Source organism: Phytobacter sp. V91 (genome assembly GCF_965644225.1).
In the GTDB taxonomy this organism is placed as follows: Bacteria; Pseudomonadota; Gammaproteobacteria; order Enterobacterales; family Enterobacteriaceae; genus CBFFRJ01.
This window is the reverse complement of sequence record NZ_CBFFRJ010000063.1, coordinates 12,800-28,578: the sequence shown is the minus strand read 5'-3', so window position 1 is coordinate 28,578 and position 15,779 is coordinate 12,800. Positions and strand designations below refer to the sequence as shown.

Here is a 15,779-nt window from a genome sequence, read left to right as displayed (position 1 = left end):
GATTCGCGCGACTGACTTAAAGGTCAAACCTTTCGGAGTCCCCCGGCAAAGCCGGGGGTTTACCGGACTTAATTATTACCGCGTGGATGATTTGGCCGACAACTTTGATTATCTATAACTAACCAGGATGATAAATGTCTGCTGAAGGGTGTTATTGTTGCTGTCAGGTCAACAGTAACGGAAATAGCGCATGTTGCATGACAAACCAATAGGCTACCTGTACGAAGTGGGGCTTCAGGGTGGGATCCGCCGGGCGGCAGATATGCTGGGCATTAATCCGTCGGTGATCAGCCGCCAGATAGCCCAGCTGGAACGAGCATTACAGCTCCCTCTGCTGGAGCGTCGTGGGCGAACGGTGGTACTGACAGAAGCAGGGCAACTGCTGGCTCAGGATTACTTTGAAAGCCGCCAGCGGCGGGAAAAGTTGGAAAATCACCTGAAAGATTTACGCCATATGCGTGGCGGTAGCGTGTCGGTCGGTATCGGCGGCGGGCTGGTAAACACCTTTATCGATGAAGTGATGTGTAACTTTGCCCAGTCTTATCCGAACGTGTTTGTCGATATTACCGTCTGTAATATGCAGGAAATGCTCAATACCATCGCCGATGGCGCCACCGATATGGCGCTGGCCTTTGGCCCGATAGGCAATCCGGAACTCAAACGGCACAGCTTCCAGTGGGGGCCGATTTGCGCGATTGTGTCGCCACAGCATCCCATCGCCGGTGAGTCCTCGGTGACGATCCCCGCCCTGCTCGACCATCGTCTGATTGCCTTCACCGAAAACTTCGGCCTGCAACGGCATATGAACGCCATGTTCAAGAGTGAGGATCTTCAGTTTCACCCGGCCTATCGCTGCAACCTGTTCTCTACCGCCATCAGCCTGAGCCAGGCCGGACTGGGCATCTCGTTTATGACCGAAAATGCCGCCAGAGAGGCGATAGCGCAGAATGAGCTGGTGGCCGTCCCGCTGGCCCACCCCATCGCCCGCAGCACGCAATGCCACCTGCTGCGCAACTCTGACCGCCGTTTTACCCCTGCCGCGCATCATCTGTGGCGATTGCTGCATAACGCTTTTCGCGATAAGCAAAATACGCTGGCAAGCTAAGGTTGGGTTGCTATCTGGTCGTCAGACAAAACAGAGGGCTTACGCCCTCAGTTGCTGCATCACCGTAATAAAATCACGGGTCGTTTTCTCATCAAGCTGATGTTGCCCGTCTTCAATCACCCAGCGCCCGCCGGTCATCACATCCTTGATGGGGTTCGCCGCACAGGCAAAAATCCAGCGGTTCAGGCGTTCATTGTCATCAGCAGTAGCAAGGAAGGGATCCCGGCCATCGAGCACCAGCATATCGGCCCGGGCACCTGCGGCAATCTGCCCGACAGGCTGGCCGAGCGCCATCCGCCCACCCTGCAAAGCGCCCTGATAAAGCACATTGCCGATATAGGGCTGCGCAGGCAGATGCAGCAAATTACGGCGGCGATGGTTCAGGCGCTGGCCGTATTCGAACCAGCGCAGATCCTCGCTGACGCTGACGCTGATATGGCTGTCTGAGCCAATCCCCCAGTTCCCCTGCTGCGATAAATACTCCGCTCCCGGGAAAATACCGTCTCCCAGGTTGGCTTCGGTGGTCAGGCATAATCCCGCCACCGCGCCCGAGGCGGCAATCTGGCGGGTCTCATCCGCAGTGAGGTGCGTTGCGTGGATCAGACACCACTGCGCATCGACTGGCATATGGCGATACAGCCACTCCACCGGGCGCAGACCCGACCAGGCAAGACAATCAGCCACCTCTTTTTGCTGCTCGGCAATATGTATATGCACCGGCTGCGGTTGAGGGAAAGCCTCCTGCACCCGCTGCATTTGTTCCAGCGTAACGGCACGCAACGAGTGGAAGCACAGCCCGGTGCGCTGCATCGGTTCCCCGGCAAGCTCACTGCTCAGCGCATCGTACAGCGCCAGATAGCTGTCGGTATCGTTGATAAAACGCCCCTGCCCTGCGCTGGCGGGCTGAGCGCCGAAACCGGCGTATGAATAGAGCACCGGCAGCAGCGTCAGACCGATACTGGCGCTTTTCGCCGCCTGCGAGATGCGCAGCGCCAGTTCAGCGGGGTTCGCGTAACCTTTGCCGCCCCGATCATGATGCAGATAGTGAAACTCGGCTACCGAGGTGTAACCGGCTTTAAGCATTTCGATATACAAATACGTGGCGATGGTTTCCAGTTGCTGTGGGGTGATTTTATCCACCAGCCGGTACATCAAATCCCGCCATGTCCAGAAGCTGTCAGCGGGATCGCCCACCACTTCGGTCAGCCCGGCCATTGCGCGCTGAAAAGCGTGGGAGTGGAGATTGGGCATGCCCGGCACCAGAAAGCCATTGATATGGATGCTGTTGTCAGCTGCCAGCGTGTCGCTTTCAACCGCGGTTATCATGCCCTGAGCAGAGACACTCACCGTTACATTGTTCGCCCAGCCCTGCGGCAGCAGTGCTTTCGCCGCAAAATATACCGCCATAGTTCCACTCCGTTTTGATGCTGATCAATTGTATATACATGTTTATATATATACATCCAATTGAGCGTAGAGTAAACTTTAACGGTCATCAGGTGAGGAGTAAGTAATGGCGCAAAGCGACGTGTATAAAGCAGCCGCAGGTGAGGAACATCTGGATCAGCCCGCCCCTTTTTATGAAAGGGTCAAAAGCATGATCAAAACCAATGTCCATAGTGGTGTCTGGCCGGTGAATTTCAGAGTGCCTTCTGAAAGTGAGCTGGTGAGTCAGTTTGGCTACAGCCGCATGACCATCAACCGCGCCCTGCGTGAACTGACCGCCGAAGGTCTGCTGGTGCGTATGCAGGGCGTCGGCACCTTTGTTGCTGAAGTGCGCGGGCAGTCAGCGCTGCTGGAAATTAACAATATCGCCGATGAGATAGCCAGTCGCGGCCATCGCCACCACGCGCGGGTGCTGGAGCTCACTCAGCTCCAGGCCGATGCGCAGCAGTCGCTGGCCTTTAATCTGCCCAAGGGCAGCCGCCTGTTTCATTCGCTGATTTGCCATTACGAAAATGGTGTTCCGGTGATGCTCGAAGACCGGATGGTCAATGCGTTGATCGTCCCGGATTACCTGCAACAGGATTTCACCCGTATCACCCCCAATGCTTACCTCTCTTCCATAGCGCCCATTGTGGAAGGGGAACATATCATTGAGGCGGTGAATATTCCCCGCAACGAATGCGTGTATCTGGAAATTGATGAACATACCCCCTGTTTGCAGGTGAATCGCCGTACCTGGACCGGGCGTCAGGAGAAGAAAATCGTCACCAGCGTGCGCCTTGTCTATCCAGGCCCGCGCTACCGGCTGGAAGGGAGCATGCGTAAATGATCGAACATCTGCGCAAGGACGAGTATGCAAACATGCCGTGGAAAAACGGTCAGGGCTTCACGCTGGAAGTGCGCCGCTTCCCGGCCGCTGAGCAGTATGACTGGCGAATTTCCCTCGCCACGATCCGCGAAGCCGGTCCGTTCTCCCGCTTTCCCGGCTATCTGCGCAGTATCAGCGTGCTGGAAGGCGACGGCATGTACCTGACCATCGACGGCCAGCAAAGTGCTCTGATCCCGCCCTTTCAGGCCTTCGACTTTAACGGCGAGAGCGACGTCTCCTGCGATATCAGCGGCGGCCCGCTGCTGGATTTCAATGTTATTTATCACGCGGCAACCACCCAGGCATCGGTCCTCTGGGCGCAGGGTGGAGAGTGGGCGTTTTCGCAAGGGACGCGGCTGTTGTTTAATGCCGGAAGCGCCCTGGAGGTCATGCTAAATGCCCGGCGCCATCAGTTGCAGCATTACGACAGCCTGTTGATCACTGAGCAGGCAAGCGTTGTGGTGCGCAACAGCCCCGCACATCGCTTTGCCTGGGTGACGCTCAACCCCGTCGGCGCTTAACTAGCGCCCCTGAAAGCGCGGCGTCTGCTTATTGTTAAACGCCGCCAGCCCCGTTGCCCGATCCTCGCTATCGGCAATCAGCGCCGAGAGTGCGCGCTCATAGGCTACCCCGGCGCTGAGCGGCATTTCGAAACTGGCCGCTACCGCTTTTTTGATCATCATTGCCGCCAGAGGCGCTGCGCGGGCTATCTGTTTTGCCAGCGTTAGCGCACTGTCTTCCAGCGCTTCGGGCGCGGTTAGCTGGCTGATAAGCCCCGCCTGACGCGCCTCTTCGCCGCTCAGACGCCTGCCTGCCAGCAGCATTTCCATCGCCAGCGATTTGCCGACGGCCCGCACCAGCCGTTGTGTGCCGCCTGCCCCCGGAATAATCCCGATATGGCTTTCCGGTAAGCCGAACTGTGCGCGGGTATCCGCAATCACGATATCGCACAGCAGCGCCAGCTCCAGCCCGCCGCCGAGTGCATAGCCGGAGACCGCGGCGATAAGCGGTTTTTCGATGGTGGCGATCTGATCCCATTTTTCGCTAAACCCGCTGCGCCAGAGCTCGGTGGCCGAGGCCTGCGCCAGCGTACCGGTATCGGCCCCCGCCGAGAACGCGCGTGGGCAACCCAGCAGCACAATGGCCCGCACCTCAGGCTGCGCGTCCAGTTGCCTGAGCGTATGCAGCAGCGCATCCAGCATCCCGGCGGTCAGGGCGTTATATTTCTGCGGTCGATTTAAGGTGATGAGGGCCACCGATTCGTCAATCTGGCAAAGGATCTCACTCATCGTCTTCTCCTCTGCCCGTCAGGCTTTTCACAATCGCATCGCGGTGCTGCATAGCTTGCAACGCGCTGTCTCCAGGCCAGGGATAAAAACCCTCGCCGCTTTTTACCCCCAGCTTACGCTCTGCAATGGTCTCTTTCAGCCACGGCGGCAGGACGCTGCTGTTATCCAGCGCGGGCAGCAGAATACCGGCGACTTTTTCGACGGTATCCAGCCCGGCGAAGTCCATCAGTTTCATCGGTCCCATCGCCGCCCAGCGCGGGGCCAGGGTGCGTTGTACCGCGCGGTCCACATCCTCAACCGAACCTATCCCGGCACTGACCAGGTAGAGCGCTTCGCGCAGCATCGCATACTGTAAGCGGTTGATAATAAAGCCGGGGATGTCCTGATTAACGGTAATGGTCTCCTTACCCAGCCGCTCACACAGCGCCCGCACCTGCTGGCAGATGGCCTCAGCAGTCTGTTCGCTGCGCACAATCTCAATCATCGGCATGGTATCTGCCGGATTAAACCAGTGCATACCAATCAGCCGGGTTGGATCCTTCAGCGCTGAGGCAAGCCCGGTAATCGACACGCTGGAGGTATTGGTGGTCAGCAGGCAGTGGGGAGCCACCTGGTGCTCGATGCTTTGCAGCAGACTCTGCTTAAGCGCCATCTCTTCGGCCACGTTTTCGGAAACCATATCCGCGCCTGCCAGGCACTCTTCCAGCACGTTGCTGTAGAGCACGCTGGCGCTTACGCCCAGAGATTCAACAATAGCCTGCGCCTGGTGTAGCGTCTGCGCCGAGCGGGACCACAGGCGGACATTAAAACCGGCGCGGGCCATGACCGCGGCGATCCTCGCCCCCATGGTCCCTGCGCCAATCACCGCGACATTGCTAATTACAGTCATCTTGTTCTCCGCAGATTAAATCACGCCCTGGGTGTGCAACAGGGCCAGAGTCTCTTCATCCATACCCAGCAGCTCACGCAGTACCGCGTGGGTGTGCTCGCCCAGCGCAGGCGGCATCAGCGCCGGATCTGCGCTAGCGGCACTCATTTTCACCGGCTGGGGCACAATCGGGATAATTCCGGCCTGCGGATGGTGGATCTGTTTGACCAGTTCCCGCTGGCGGGCGTAATCACTGTCGAGGATCTCGTCCAGCCGCAGCACCGCTGAAGCCGGAACACCGGCGAGATCGAGCGCCGCCTGCGCCTCGCTGACGGTTTTATCCGCCAGCCAGTTTTCGATCTGCTGGCGCAGTTGCTGCTGGTTTGCCAGCCGCTGTGGATCGGTAATGAAGCGGGGATCCTCCACCAGAGCAGGTTGTTCCATGGCGCTGGCCAGTTGGCGAAAGAGTTTGTCGTTGGCAACAGCAATCACAATATGCCCGTCCTGCGCCCGGTAGCTGTCCATCGGGGCGCTTATCGGATGGGCATTGCCCAGACGACCAGCGGCAGGCAATCCGCCGATCCACTGGGTTAAGGAGACCATTTGCAGCGTCACCATGGTATCAAGCATCGAGACATCCAGATGCTGGCCTTTACCGCTGATGCCACGCTGCAACAGCGCCGCCAGCACCGCCCAGCTGCCGTACAGCCCGGCCACCACATCGCCAATGGCATCCCCTACCCTGGTCGGCTCGCCATCGGCCTGGCCGGTGACCTGCATAATGCCGCCGATGGCCTGGATAATGTGGTCATAGGCCGCTTTGTGGGCCATCGGCCCCTGCTGACCAAAACCTGAGATGCTGGCATACACCAGCCGTGGGTTGATGGCCGCAAGCGTCGGGTAATCGATCCCCAGCCGCGCGGTCACCCCGGGGCGAAAGTTTTCCACCAGCACATCCGAGCAGGCCACCAGCTCTTTAAGAATGGCCAGTCCCTGCTCGCTTTTCAGATCGAGAGTGACGCTTTTTTTGCCGTGATTAAGCTGCATAAAATAACTGCTCTCGCCGCCAATATGCGGCGTAAAGCTGCGGGAATCATCGCCGCTGCCCGGCATTTCAATCTTGATAACCTCTGCGCCAAGATCGTTAAGCAGCGAGGCGCACCAGGGGCCAGCCAGCACGCGGGATAAATCAAGCACCCGCACGCCGCTCAGAGGCTGTAACGCCTTATTCATAACCGTTCTCCTCAAACAACGCACACAGCTGACGGCTGAGCGTTCCGCCCGCAATCAAATCGCGGATGGCATGCATATCCGGGTAAAGCGCTGTGTCGGCTTCACGAAATGCCACCTGCTCGCGTACCAGGCCGAGGGTTAATTCGGTTCCAGCAGAGGCACGTAACGGGCGGTGAAATTCAATGGCCTGGCAGGCGCACAGTAACTCGATGGCGACAATATCGACGGCATTGTCCACCGCTTTTATCGCCTTACGCGCGCTGGAAACGCCCATGCTGATATGGTCCTCCTGCCCCGCGCAGGTGCTGACGGTATGTACGCTGGCAGGTGCCGCAAGACTGCGGTTATCCCCGGCCAGCGCCGCCGCCACGTATGGCGGGATCATCATGCCGGAGTTTGCCCCGCCCTTACCCACCAGAAACGCCGGCAAACCACTCAGGTGGACATTGGTGATCCGGTCGCAACGCGCCTGCGAGGCGGTGCTGAGCTGGGCGATAGCCACCGCCAGCGCATCGAGCGCCAGCGCCAGCGGCGCGCCATGGCCATTACCGCCAGGCAGGATCACCAGTTCGTCTTCTTCGATTAAAAACACCGGGTTATCGGTAACTGAATTCAGTTCAGTGGTCACAATCTGCTGGCAGTGCGCCAGTTGGTCACGCACTGCGCCATGGATCTGCGGAATACAGCGCAGGCTGAGCGCGTCCTGTACCCGGTGGTCGCGGTAGTGGGCGAGGATCTCGCTGCCCTCAAGCAGGCAACGTAAAATACGCGCCGTCTCCTGCTGCCCGTCGTGCGGGCGCAGGGCATGCAGGCGGGCATCATAGCCACGGGTATTGCCCCGCAGCGCTTCCAGGCACATTCCCCCGGCCATATCGGCAACGGGCAACAGTTGAGCGAAATCCTGGATTGCCAGGCAGGCCAGCGCGGTGATCTCATAGGTGCCGCTTATCAGCGCATGGCCCTCACGCGGGCCAGGCCGGTGGGGTTCAATGCCCGCAAGTCTTAATGCGTCAGCGGCAGGCAGTAACTGGCCCTGATACCAGCACTGCCCTTCGCCGAACATCGACAGGCCAATATGCGCGGTGGCAATCAGATAGCCGACGGAGCCGCTGGCAGGCGACCACGGCGTCACCTGCTGATTGAGCATCCGGCACATATGGCGCGCCAGTTCAGCGCTGACGCCGCTGTAGCCCTGCAACAACGATTTGAGCATGACCGCCATCGTCGCCCGCACTTCCCGCACTGACAAATCCGGCCCCATGCCGCAGGCGTGGCTGCGCAACATATTCATCTGCATCAGGCCAATCTGGTCGGCACCAAGACGCTCAGTCACCAGATCTCCCACGCCGGTGGTCAGACCGTAAATGACCTTCCCGTCGGCTATGGCATTGTGAATATAGCGGCTGACGCTATCCATATGCGCCAGCGCGTCGTCCGCCAGTATCACCGGCGCGCCATCGGCAATCCGTACCAGCTCATCAATGGTCGTCTTTGCTCTGCCCAGCGTAACGGCGGGCAGTGGCGCTGTGGGAGAAAAGGTGTGAGTCGTCATCTTAAACCGTCCTTACTTACCCAGACCGTGTTTCACCAGCCACTGATGGGCAACATCATCGATGCTGGCAAATTCGGCGAGCTGTTCGTTCATGGCAATCAGATCTTCGGTGGTCAGCTGGGCTGAAATTTTATTGAGCGTGTTTTCGATGGTCGGGTTCAGCGTGCTGGTCGCAACGATCGGCACAATGTTCTGCGCCGCAAACAGGTGTTTCGGATCTTCCAGCGCCACCAGGTGGTCTTTTTTGATTTCCGGGGTGGTGGAGGTTAAATCGGCGACCTGAATCTGGTTATTTTTCAGCGCGGTTAAGGTCAGCGGCCCTGCCACATCCAGCACTTTAAAACTTTTGAAATTGAGGCCATACACTTCACGCAGACCAGAAACCCCTTCATGACGGGTTTTCCACTCGGCCGGGCCGCCCAGCACCAGTTCACCGGCGACAGCTTTCAAATCATCAATGGTTTTGAGTTTGTACTTGTCGGCGGTTTTCTTCGTTACCGCCAGCACGTCGCTGTTCTGCGCGGTAGAGGTGTTGAGCATTTTGACATTTTCCGGCAGTTTGCTGGCCAGCGCTTTGGCAACATCCTCAGAGCTGTGGGCCTCATTTTTGGCGTCCATATAGCTGAGCAGCGCCCCGCTGTACTCCGGGATCACATTGATGGAGCCGTCCAGCAGCGCCGGAATATAGACTTCGCGGCTACCGATATTGAGTTTTTTCTCAACCGCTATGTTCTGCGCTTCCAGGGCACCGGCGTAAATCGTCGCCAGCAGCTGGTTTTCCGGGAAATCCGCCGAGCCGATGATCACCTTCTGACCGGCGTCCGCCGCCCAGACAGAAGAAGCAACAGACAGCATGGCGGCACTGAACAGCGTCAAATAGCGTTTCTTGATATTCATGGAATTAACCTTCTGTAATTAATGGGCGAAACATCACTGGTTTTTGGTGCGTCGGGAAATCCCCGCTGACACCACGAATTTCTCGCAGAGAGAGAAAAAGACATCAATAATCAGCGCCAGCAGCGCGACCAGCACCGCACCTGCGGTCATCTGGGCAAAATCGTTCGCCGCGCGGCCGTCAATAATCAGGCGTCCCAGGCCGCCCAGCGACACATAAGCCGCAATGGTCGCCGTGGAGACAATTTGCAGAGTCGCGCTACGAATACCGGAGAGGATAAGCGGCATGGCGCAGGGCAATTCCACCTGCATCAACACCTGTAACGGCGTGAGGCCAATGCCTCTGGCGGCGTCATAAACATTGGGATCCAGCGAGCGGATCCCCGCATGGACGCCAAGGGCTACCGGCGGCAGCGCCAGCACCACCAGCACAATGATGCACGGCAGCACAAAGGCCATATCCGATTCGAAATAGCCCGCCAGCAGGATCACCAGCAAAATGATCAGCCCAAAGGAAGGCAGTGAGCGCAGGGCGTTGGTCGTCCCTATCAGCAAGGCTTCGCCTTTACCGGTATGCCCGGTGTAACACCCCACCGGAAAAGCAATGGCAATGGCGATAGCCAGCGCCACTGCGCTATAGGCCATATGCTGCAACAGCAGAGGCACAATGCCGTCATCGCCATACCAGTGGCTGAGATCAAAAAACCATTCAGACATAAGTTATCCCCTTTTCGGCTGCCAGCGGCTTAACGCACGGGTGATGGCGACCACCAGACAATCCAGAACAAACGCCAGCGCAATACAGAGCACAATCCCGGCGATGATTGGGGTAAGGAACTGCAACTGAAAACCCTGAGTAAACAACGAGCCGAGCTGTGGGGCGCCAATCAGCGCGGCGACCGAGACAATACTGACGTTAGAGACCACCGCCACACGCAGGCCAGAACCGATAACCGGCACCGCCAGAGGCAGCTCTACCTGAAAAAATTGCTGCACCGGTTTATAGCCCAGCGCGAAGGCTGACTGGCGGGTATCGGCGGAGACCGAATCCAGCCCGTCGCAGACGGTGCGCACCAGCAGCGCGAAGCTGTAAATGGTCAGCGCCACCACCACGTTTATCGGGTCGAGGATCCGGGTGTTTAACAGCGGCGGCAGCAGCACAAACAGCGCCAGCGACGGGATGGTGTACAGCAATCCGAACAGATTCAGAATGACGCCTTTAGCTTTCGGCATACTGTAGACCGCCCAGCCTGCAGGAATGGCAAGCAGCAGGCCGATAACAATCGGCGTAATTGACAGATAGCAATGCCACAGCAACAGGCTGAAAATCTTGTCGCTCTGCGCCCACAGCCAGTCAAATCTCATAGCGCCTCCGCAGACATTGACTTGCAGGCATCCAGCACGTTTTCCAGCGCCAGCGTTCCCAGAGGGGCAAGCTGCTCGTCAATCACCACGGCGCGATGGCAGGGTGAGCTCAGGGCTGAGTCCAGCAACTGGCGCAAAGTGCCGCCCTGGGGGTAAAAAGTTGCGCCAAGATTGACGGTTTCCGGGGTAATGGTTTCCACCTGCTGGCGGGTATCAAACCAGCCGCAGGCTTTACCCTTGTGCGTCACCAGCACCCAGGGTTGGCTGGCGATGCTGCGCGCCTGAGCAACGTCGGTTCCCATCTCAACAAGGGGGTCGGGATGCAGCGCGGGCAACGCGCCGGTGCTGTGAAAACTGAGTTTGCGATAGCCACGATCGCGGCCAATAAAATCGGCCACAAATTCGCTCTGCGGGGCGTTCAGCAGTTCCGCAGGGGTTGCCAATTGCGCCAGTTTGCCGCCGGGTTTGAGCACCGCCACCCGATCGCCGAGCTTCATTGCTTCATCAATATCGTGAGTGACCATAATGATGGTCTTGCTCACCTCTTTCTGAATGCGCAAAAACTCTTCCTGCAATTGTTCACGCACCACCGGGTCAACGGCGCTAAAGGGCTCATCCATCAGCATAAATTCGGGATCTGCCGCCAGCGCGCGGGCGACCCCGACGCGCTGTTGCTGCCCGCCGGAAAGCTGCCACGGGTAGCGTTTTGCCAGCTGCGGCGCTAAGCCCACAACTTCCAGCAGTTCCGCTGCCCGACTCCTGGCTTTACTTTTTGTCACGCCATTGAGCATGGCGGTGGTCGCGATGTTGTCGATGATATTTTTATGTGGGAATAACCCCGCATTCTGGATAACGTAGCCAATCCGCCGACGCAGTTGCACCACGTCCATCTGTGCGGTGGACTCGCCATTGAGCAAAATGGTGCCGGAGGATGGCTCCACCAGTCGGTTGATCATGCGCAGTGAGGTGGTTTTCCCGCAGCCGGAGGGCCCGACCAGCACGGTAATTTTCCCGCCTGGCGCAACCAGATTCAGGCCATCCACGACAACGGTGCCGTCGTCGTAATGCTTGGTCACATTGTTGAAAGTAATCATCGTCACGCCTTATGGTCATCATCCTGCCGTACAGGTTAAAACGGCAGTGCAAAACAGATTATGTATATTCTTGTATGTACAACTTGCAAGCCATGTGCCATATCGCAATCCCAACAACCGCTAAAAATGACAAAACAAAGTAAAAACAACAAATTACTTAACCACAGTGAAACAAAAAAAGCCGATTTTAGCTATTAAGGGCTGATTACCCCCTGCATAATCAGGGCTTCAGTCTGCAAAACCTCCTTTCTTTTTGCACCAAAATCGTTCAAAGCATGGCTTAACTGCACCAACAAAAGGCGAAAAGCCGCACTCCACTCTCATTCCTCAGTAGGAAAACAAATGAAAAATAAATTAATACATTGTTTTTAATGAATAAAAAATAAATAGATCATTCTGGCATCATATGTGCTTATCATGTATATACAAGAACGCCGCAGGAACATCGCTGTTCCCGGTGTGCATCTCCCCAGCTATTAAAGAAAGAAGGTACAGCACATGAGTAGTGAATTTTCCCGTTATCGCGACGTTGAGATCAGAGCCCCACGCGGCACAACCCTGAATGCCAAAAGCTGGCTGACCGAAGCCCCGCTGCGTATGTTGATGAATAACCTTGATCCCGATGTCGCAGAGAATCCCAAAGAGTTGGTGGTGTACGGGGGAATTGGCCGCGCGGCGCGTAACTGGGAGTGCTTCGATAAAATGGTCGCGGCATTAAAAGAGCTGAATGACGATGAAACCCTGCTGGTGCAATCCGGCAAACCGGTTGGCGTATTTAAAACCCATACCAATGCCCCGCGCGTGCTGATCGCCAACTCCAACCTGGTGCCTCACTGGGCCAACTGGGAGCACTTTAACGAACTTGATGCCAAAGGACTGGCCATGTACGGGCAGATGACCGCCGGATCCTGGATCTATATTGGCAGCCAGGGGATCGTACAGGGCACCTATGAAACCTTTGTCGAGGCGGGTCGTCAGCACTATAACGGCTCACTGAGCGGCCGCTGGGTACTGACCGCCGGGCTGGGCGGTATGGGCGGCGCGCAGCCGCTGGCCGCCACCCTTGCCGGTGCCTGCTCCCTGAATATTGAGTGCCAGCAATCGCGTATCGATTTTCGTCTGCGTACCGGCTATGTGGACGAACAGGCCAGCTCGCTGGATGATGCGCTGGCGCGGCTCAAACGCTACACCGCAGAAGGCAAAGCGGTTTCTATTGCCCTGCACGGCAATGCGGCGGAAATCTTACCGGAGATGGTCAAACGCGGCGTGCGCCCGGATATGGTCACCGACCAGACCAGCGCCCACGATCCTCTGAATGGCTATCTGCCCGCAGGCTGGAGATGGGAAGAGTACCGCGAACGTTCGCTCATCGAGCCTGCGGTGGTAGTGCAGGCGGCTAAAGCCTCCATGGCGGAGCATGTCAAAGCGATGCTCGCCTTCCAGCAGCAGGGCATTCCGACCTTTGATTACGGCAACAATATTCGTCAGATGGCCAAAGAGATGGGCGTCAGCAACGCCTTTGATTTCCCAGGCTTTGTGCCAGCCTATATTCGCCCGCTGTTCTGCCGGGGGATCGGGCCATTCCGCTGGGCGGCGCTCTCCGGCGAGGCGCAGGATATCTATCGGACCGATGAAAAAGTCAAAGAGCTGATCGCTGACGATAAACATCTGCACCGCTGGCTGGATATGGCGAAAGAGCGCATCAGTTTCCAGGGGCTGCCAGCACGAATCTGCTGGGTCGGACTGGGGCAACGCGCCCGACTGGGGCTGGCCTTTAATGAAATGGTACGACGCGGCGAAGTCTCGGCGCCGATTGTTATTGGCCGCGATCACCTCGACTCCGGCTCCGTCGCCAGCCCGAACCGGGAAACCGAAGCGATGAAAGATGGTTCAGATGCCGTTTCCGACTGGCCGCTGCTCAATGCCCTGCTCAATACCGCCAGCGGCGCGACCTGGGTGTCCCTGCACCACGGCGGCGGCGTGGGGATGGGCTTCTCCCAGCACTCCGGGATGGTGATTGTCTGTGACGGCAGCGATGAAGCCGACGAACGTATTGCCCGCGTGCTGAGCAACGATCCGGCTACCGGCGTTATGCGCCATGCCGATGCCGGCTACGAGATTGCCATCGACTGCGCGAAGGAGCATGGCCTCAATCTGCCGATGCTGAATAAGTAATCCCTTTGTGGCACGGAGTCACTCCGTGCCATGCCATCACGAGAGCAAGCCTATGCGTACCCTATGGCGTCACTGCCAGATAGCCACCATGGAAAATGGCAACTATAACCTTATCCCCCACGGCGCACTGATAACCGATGGCCTACAACTGCTGTGGATCGGTGACGAGGCCGGGTGCCCGGCAATAGCCGTCGACGCCGAGCATGACCTGCAAGGCAGGCTGGTAACGCCGGGCCTGATTGACTGTCACAGCCATAGCGTGTTTGGCGGCGATCGCAGCCAGGAGTTTGAGATGCGCCTCCAGGGGGCAAGCTATGCCGAGATTGCCGCCGCCGGAGGCGGGATTGCCAGCAGTGTCAAAGCTACCCGCGCCGCAGATGAGCAGCAACTTTTCGACAGCGCCCTGCGGCGTATTAATGCCCTGCGCCAGGATGGCGTAACCACGCTTGAGATTAAATCCGGTTACGGTCTGAGCTTTGAAGATGAGCGCAAAATGCTGCGCGTTATCCGCAAACTTGGCGAAGCCCTGCCGCTGAGCATCCACAGCACCTGCCTTGCCGCCCATGCCCTGCCGCCGGAATACCAGGGGCGCAGTGACGCCTATATTGATGAGGTGTGTGAAGCCTGGCTCCCGCGCCTGCATGGGGAAGGCCTGGTGGATGCCGTGGATGCTTTTTGTGAACATCTGGCCTTTTCACCCGCCCAGGTTGAACGGGTATTTCGCAAAGCGCAACAGCTCGGGCTGGGGGTGAAACTCCACGCCGAGCAGCTCTCGTTACTGCATGGCGCCGGGCTGGCGGCACGCTATAACGCCCTCTCAGCCGATCATCTGGAATACCTTTGCGAAAGCGATATTGCACTGATGGCAGAGCACGGCACCACGGCGGTGCTGCTGCCGGGCGCGTTCTATTTCCTGCGCGAAACCCAGCTGCCGCCGGTCGCTTTATTGCGGCAGTATCAGGTGCCCATTGCCATTTCCAGTGACCTTAATCCGGGGACGTCCCCGGTGTTATCTCTGCGGCTGATGATGAATATGGCCTGCACCCTGTTCCGGCTTACCCCGGAGGAAGCGCTGGCGGGGGTGACCGCCCACGCTGCCCGCGCGCTGGGGATCGGCGATCGGTGTGGAACCTTAGCCCCCGGGAAAATCGCCAACTTTGTCGCCTGGGAGGTCAATCACCCCGCAGAACTGAGCTACTGGCTGGGGGGAACACTTGCAAATCAGGTTATCTATCAGGGCCAGCAGACGACAAACTGAGACCGGCAAATATCACCGGTCTGCTGCTGAAATGGAGATTCAGGCCTGGCTATGGGTTATCACTGGCTCACATAACACCGGGAAATTAAGTGAATTAGCGATATAACAGAGTTCATGCGCCCGGTGATGCAGGGCATAAGCGCGCTGGATATCATCGCCGGGGCGCAGCGTTATTTCGGGTTTTAGCACGATCCCGGTGAAACAGCCCTTTTTCCCTTCAGTCATGGTTCCTTCTGCCCGATCAAGATAGGAATAGACGCTGATGCCTGCTTCTGCGCACAGATGCAGATACCACAGTTTATGGCAGGCTGAAGCCGAGGCGACCAGCAGATCTTCCGGGTTCCAGCGCGTCGCATCCCCAAGAAAAGCCGGATCTGACGAGCCGGAAATATCCGCTTTCTGGCCTGCGGAAATCACATAATCGCGGCTGTACGCTTTATAAGACTCCGTTCCCTGCCCTTTATTTCCCGTCCACATGATGTTGACCTGGTAGTGATGCTGCCTTTCTGCCATTTCTTCTGCTCCTGCCCTGTTGCATTGTGAATGATGTGGAACCCGGGTGCTGGCTACCCATACCCATGCGGTTCTGGACTCCATTTCGCATATGGTATACCATTATTCCATAAAATAAA

Annotated in this window: 15 protein-coding genes; 5 read left to right on the top strand and 10 right to left on the bottom strand. The window is 57.7% G+C overall.

What is annotated here, in order from left to right:
- Positions 1–190: 190 nt before the first annotated feature.
- A complete protein-coding gene (locus ACSZO4_RS14185; RefSeq protein WP_437889641.1) occupies positions 191–1,105 on the top strand; it encodes a LysR family transcriptional regulator in 915 nt (304 codons plus the stop codon).
- Between the two features lie 39 nt (positions 1,106–1,144).
- Here the strand turns inward: ACSZO4_RS14185 and ACSZO4_RS14180 are convergent, their stop codons facing one another.
- Positions 1,145–2,512, bottom strand: coding sequence for a formimidoylglutamate deiminase (locus tag ACSZO4_RS14180; protein WP_437889639.1), 1,368 nt, complete (start codon positions 2,510–2,512; stop codon positions 1,145–1,147).
- 106 nt (positions 2,513–2,618) lie between these two features.
- On the opposite strand from ACSZO4_RS14180, the gene hutC reads away from it, so the two are divergent.
- Both hutC and ACSZO4_RS14170 read left to right on the top strand, forming a co-directional pair.
- Positions 2,619–3,380 (top strand): histidine utilization repressor, encoded by a 762-nt coding sequence (gene hutC, locus ACSZO4_RS14175; protein ID WP_437889638.1) that lies wholly within the window; start codon positions 2,619–2,621, stop codon positions 3,378–3,380.
- Positions 3,377–3,940: a HutD/Ves family protein gene (locus ACSZO4_RS14170; protein WP_437889637.1), complete on the top strand. Its 564-nt coding sequence runs from the start codon at positions 3,377–3,379 to the stop codon at positions 3,938–3,940. Before hutC ends, ACSZO4_RS14170 begins: the two co-directional genes overlap by 4 nt.
- On the opposite strand, the gene ACSZO4_RS14165 is transcribed toward ACSZO4_RS14170, so the two are convergent.
- Genes ACSZO4_RS14165 through ACSZO4_RS14130 form a run of 8 tightly spaced genes read right to left on the bottom strand, consistent with a single transcriptional unit; the run spans position 3,941 to position 11,714 of the window.
- Positions 3,941–4,708 (bottom strand): enoyl-CoA hydratase/isomerase family protein, encoded by a 768-nt coding sequence (locus tag ACSZO4_RS14165; protein ID WP_437889635.1) that lies wholly within the window; start codon positions 4,706–4,708, stop codon positions 3,941–3,943. It lies immediately after the preceding gene.
- On the bottom strand, positions 4,701–5,597 hold the full coding sequence (locus ACSZO4_RS14160; protein WP_437889634.1) for a 3-hydroxyacyl-CoA dehydrogenase family protein: 897 nt from the start codon (positions 5,595–5,597) through the stop codon (positions 4,701–4,703). Before ACSZO4_RS14160 ends, ACSZO4_RS14165 begins: the two co-directional genes overlap by 8 nt.
- A gap of 15 nt (positions 5,598–5,612) precedes the next feature.
- Entirely contained in the window at positions 5,613–6,809 is a 1,197-nt protein-coding gene (locus tag ACSZO4_RS14155; protein WP_437889633.1) for a CaiB/BaiF CoA transferase family protein, read from the bottom strand.
- Positions 6,802–8,361, bottom strand: coding sequence for an HAL/PAL/TAL family ammonia-lyase (locus ACSZO4_RS14150; protein ID WP_437889632.1), 1,560 nt, complete (start codon positions 8,359–8,361; stop codon positions 6,802–6,804). The genes ACSZO4_RS14155 and ACSZO4_RS14150 overlap by 8 nt, the downstream gene beginning before the upstream one ends.
- A gap of 12 nt (positions 8,362–8,373) precedes the next feature.
- Positions 8,374–9,258 carry an ABC transporter substrate-binding protein gene (locus tag ACSZO4_RS14145; RefSeq protein ID WP_437889630.1) on the bottom strand — a complete coding sequence of 295 codons (885 nt, stop codon included), beginning with the start codon at positions 9,256–9,258 and terminating at the stop codon, positions 8,374–8,376.
- Positions 9,259–9,291: 33 nt separating this feature from the next.
- Positions 9,292–9,972: an ABC transporter permease gene (locus tag ACSZO4_RS14140; RefSeq protein ID WP_437889628.1), complete on the bottom strand. Its 681-nt coding sequence runs from the start codon at positions 9,970–9,972 to the stop codon at positions 9,292–9,294.
- A 3-nt stretch (positions 9,973–9,975) separates the two neighbouring features.
- Positions 9,976–10,620 carry an ABC transporter permease gene (locus ACSZO4_RS14135; RefSeq protein ID WP_437889627.1) on the bottom strand — a complete coding sequence of 215 codons (645 nt, stop codon included), beginning with the start codon at positions 10,618–10,620 and terminating at the stop codon, positions 9,976–9,978.
- Complete coding sequence (locus ACSZO4_RS14130) at positions 10,617–11,714, bottom strand: ABC transporter ATP-binding protein (RefSeq protein ID WP_437889625.1); 1,098 nt, start codon at positions 11,712–11,714, stop codon at positions 10,617–10,619. The genes ACSZO4_RS14135 and ACSZO4_RS14130 overlap by 4 nt, the downstream gene beginning before the upstream one ends.
- A gap of 498 nt (positions 11,715–12,212) precedes the next feature.
- Between ACSZO4_RS14130 and hutU the strand changes: the two genes are divergently transcribed.
- Entirely contained in the window at positions 12,213–13,889 is a 1,677-nt protein-coding gene (gene hutU / locus ACSZO4_RS14125) for a urocanate hydratase (protein ID WP_437889623.1), read from the top strand.
- 52 nt (positions 13,890–13,941) lie between these two features.
- Entirely contained in the window at positions 13,942–15,147 is a 1,206-nt protein-coding gene (gene hutI / locus ACSZO4_RS14120; RefSeq protein ID WP_437889621.1) for an imidazolonepropionase, read from the top strand.
- Between the two features lie 39 nt (positions 15,148–15,186).
- Here hutI and ACSZO4_RS14115 read toward each other — a convergent pair whose 3' ends face one another.
- On the bottom strand, positions 15,187–15,660 hold the full coding sequence (locus ACSZO4_RS14115; RefSeq protein WP_437889620.1) for an OsmC family protein: 474 nt from the start codon (positions 15,658–15,660) through the stop codon (positions 15,187–15,189).
- Positions 15,661–15,779: the final 119 nt, after the last annotated feature.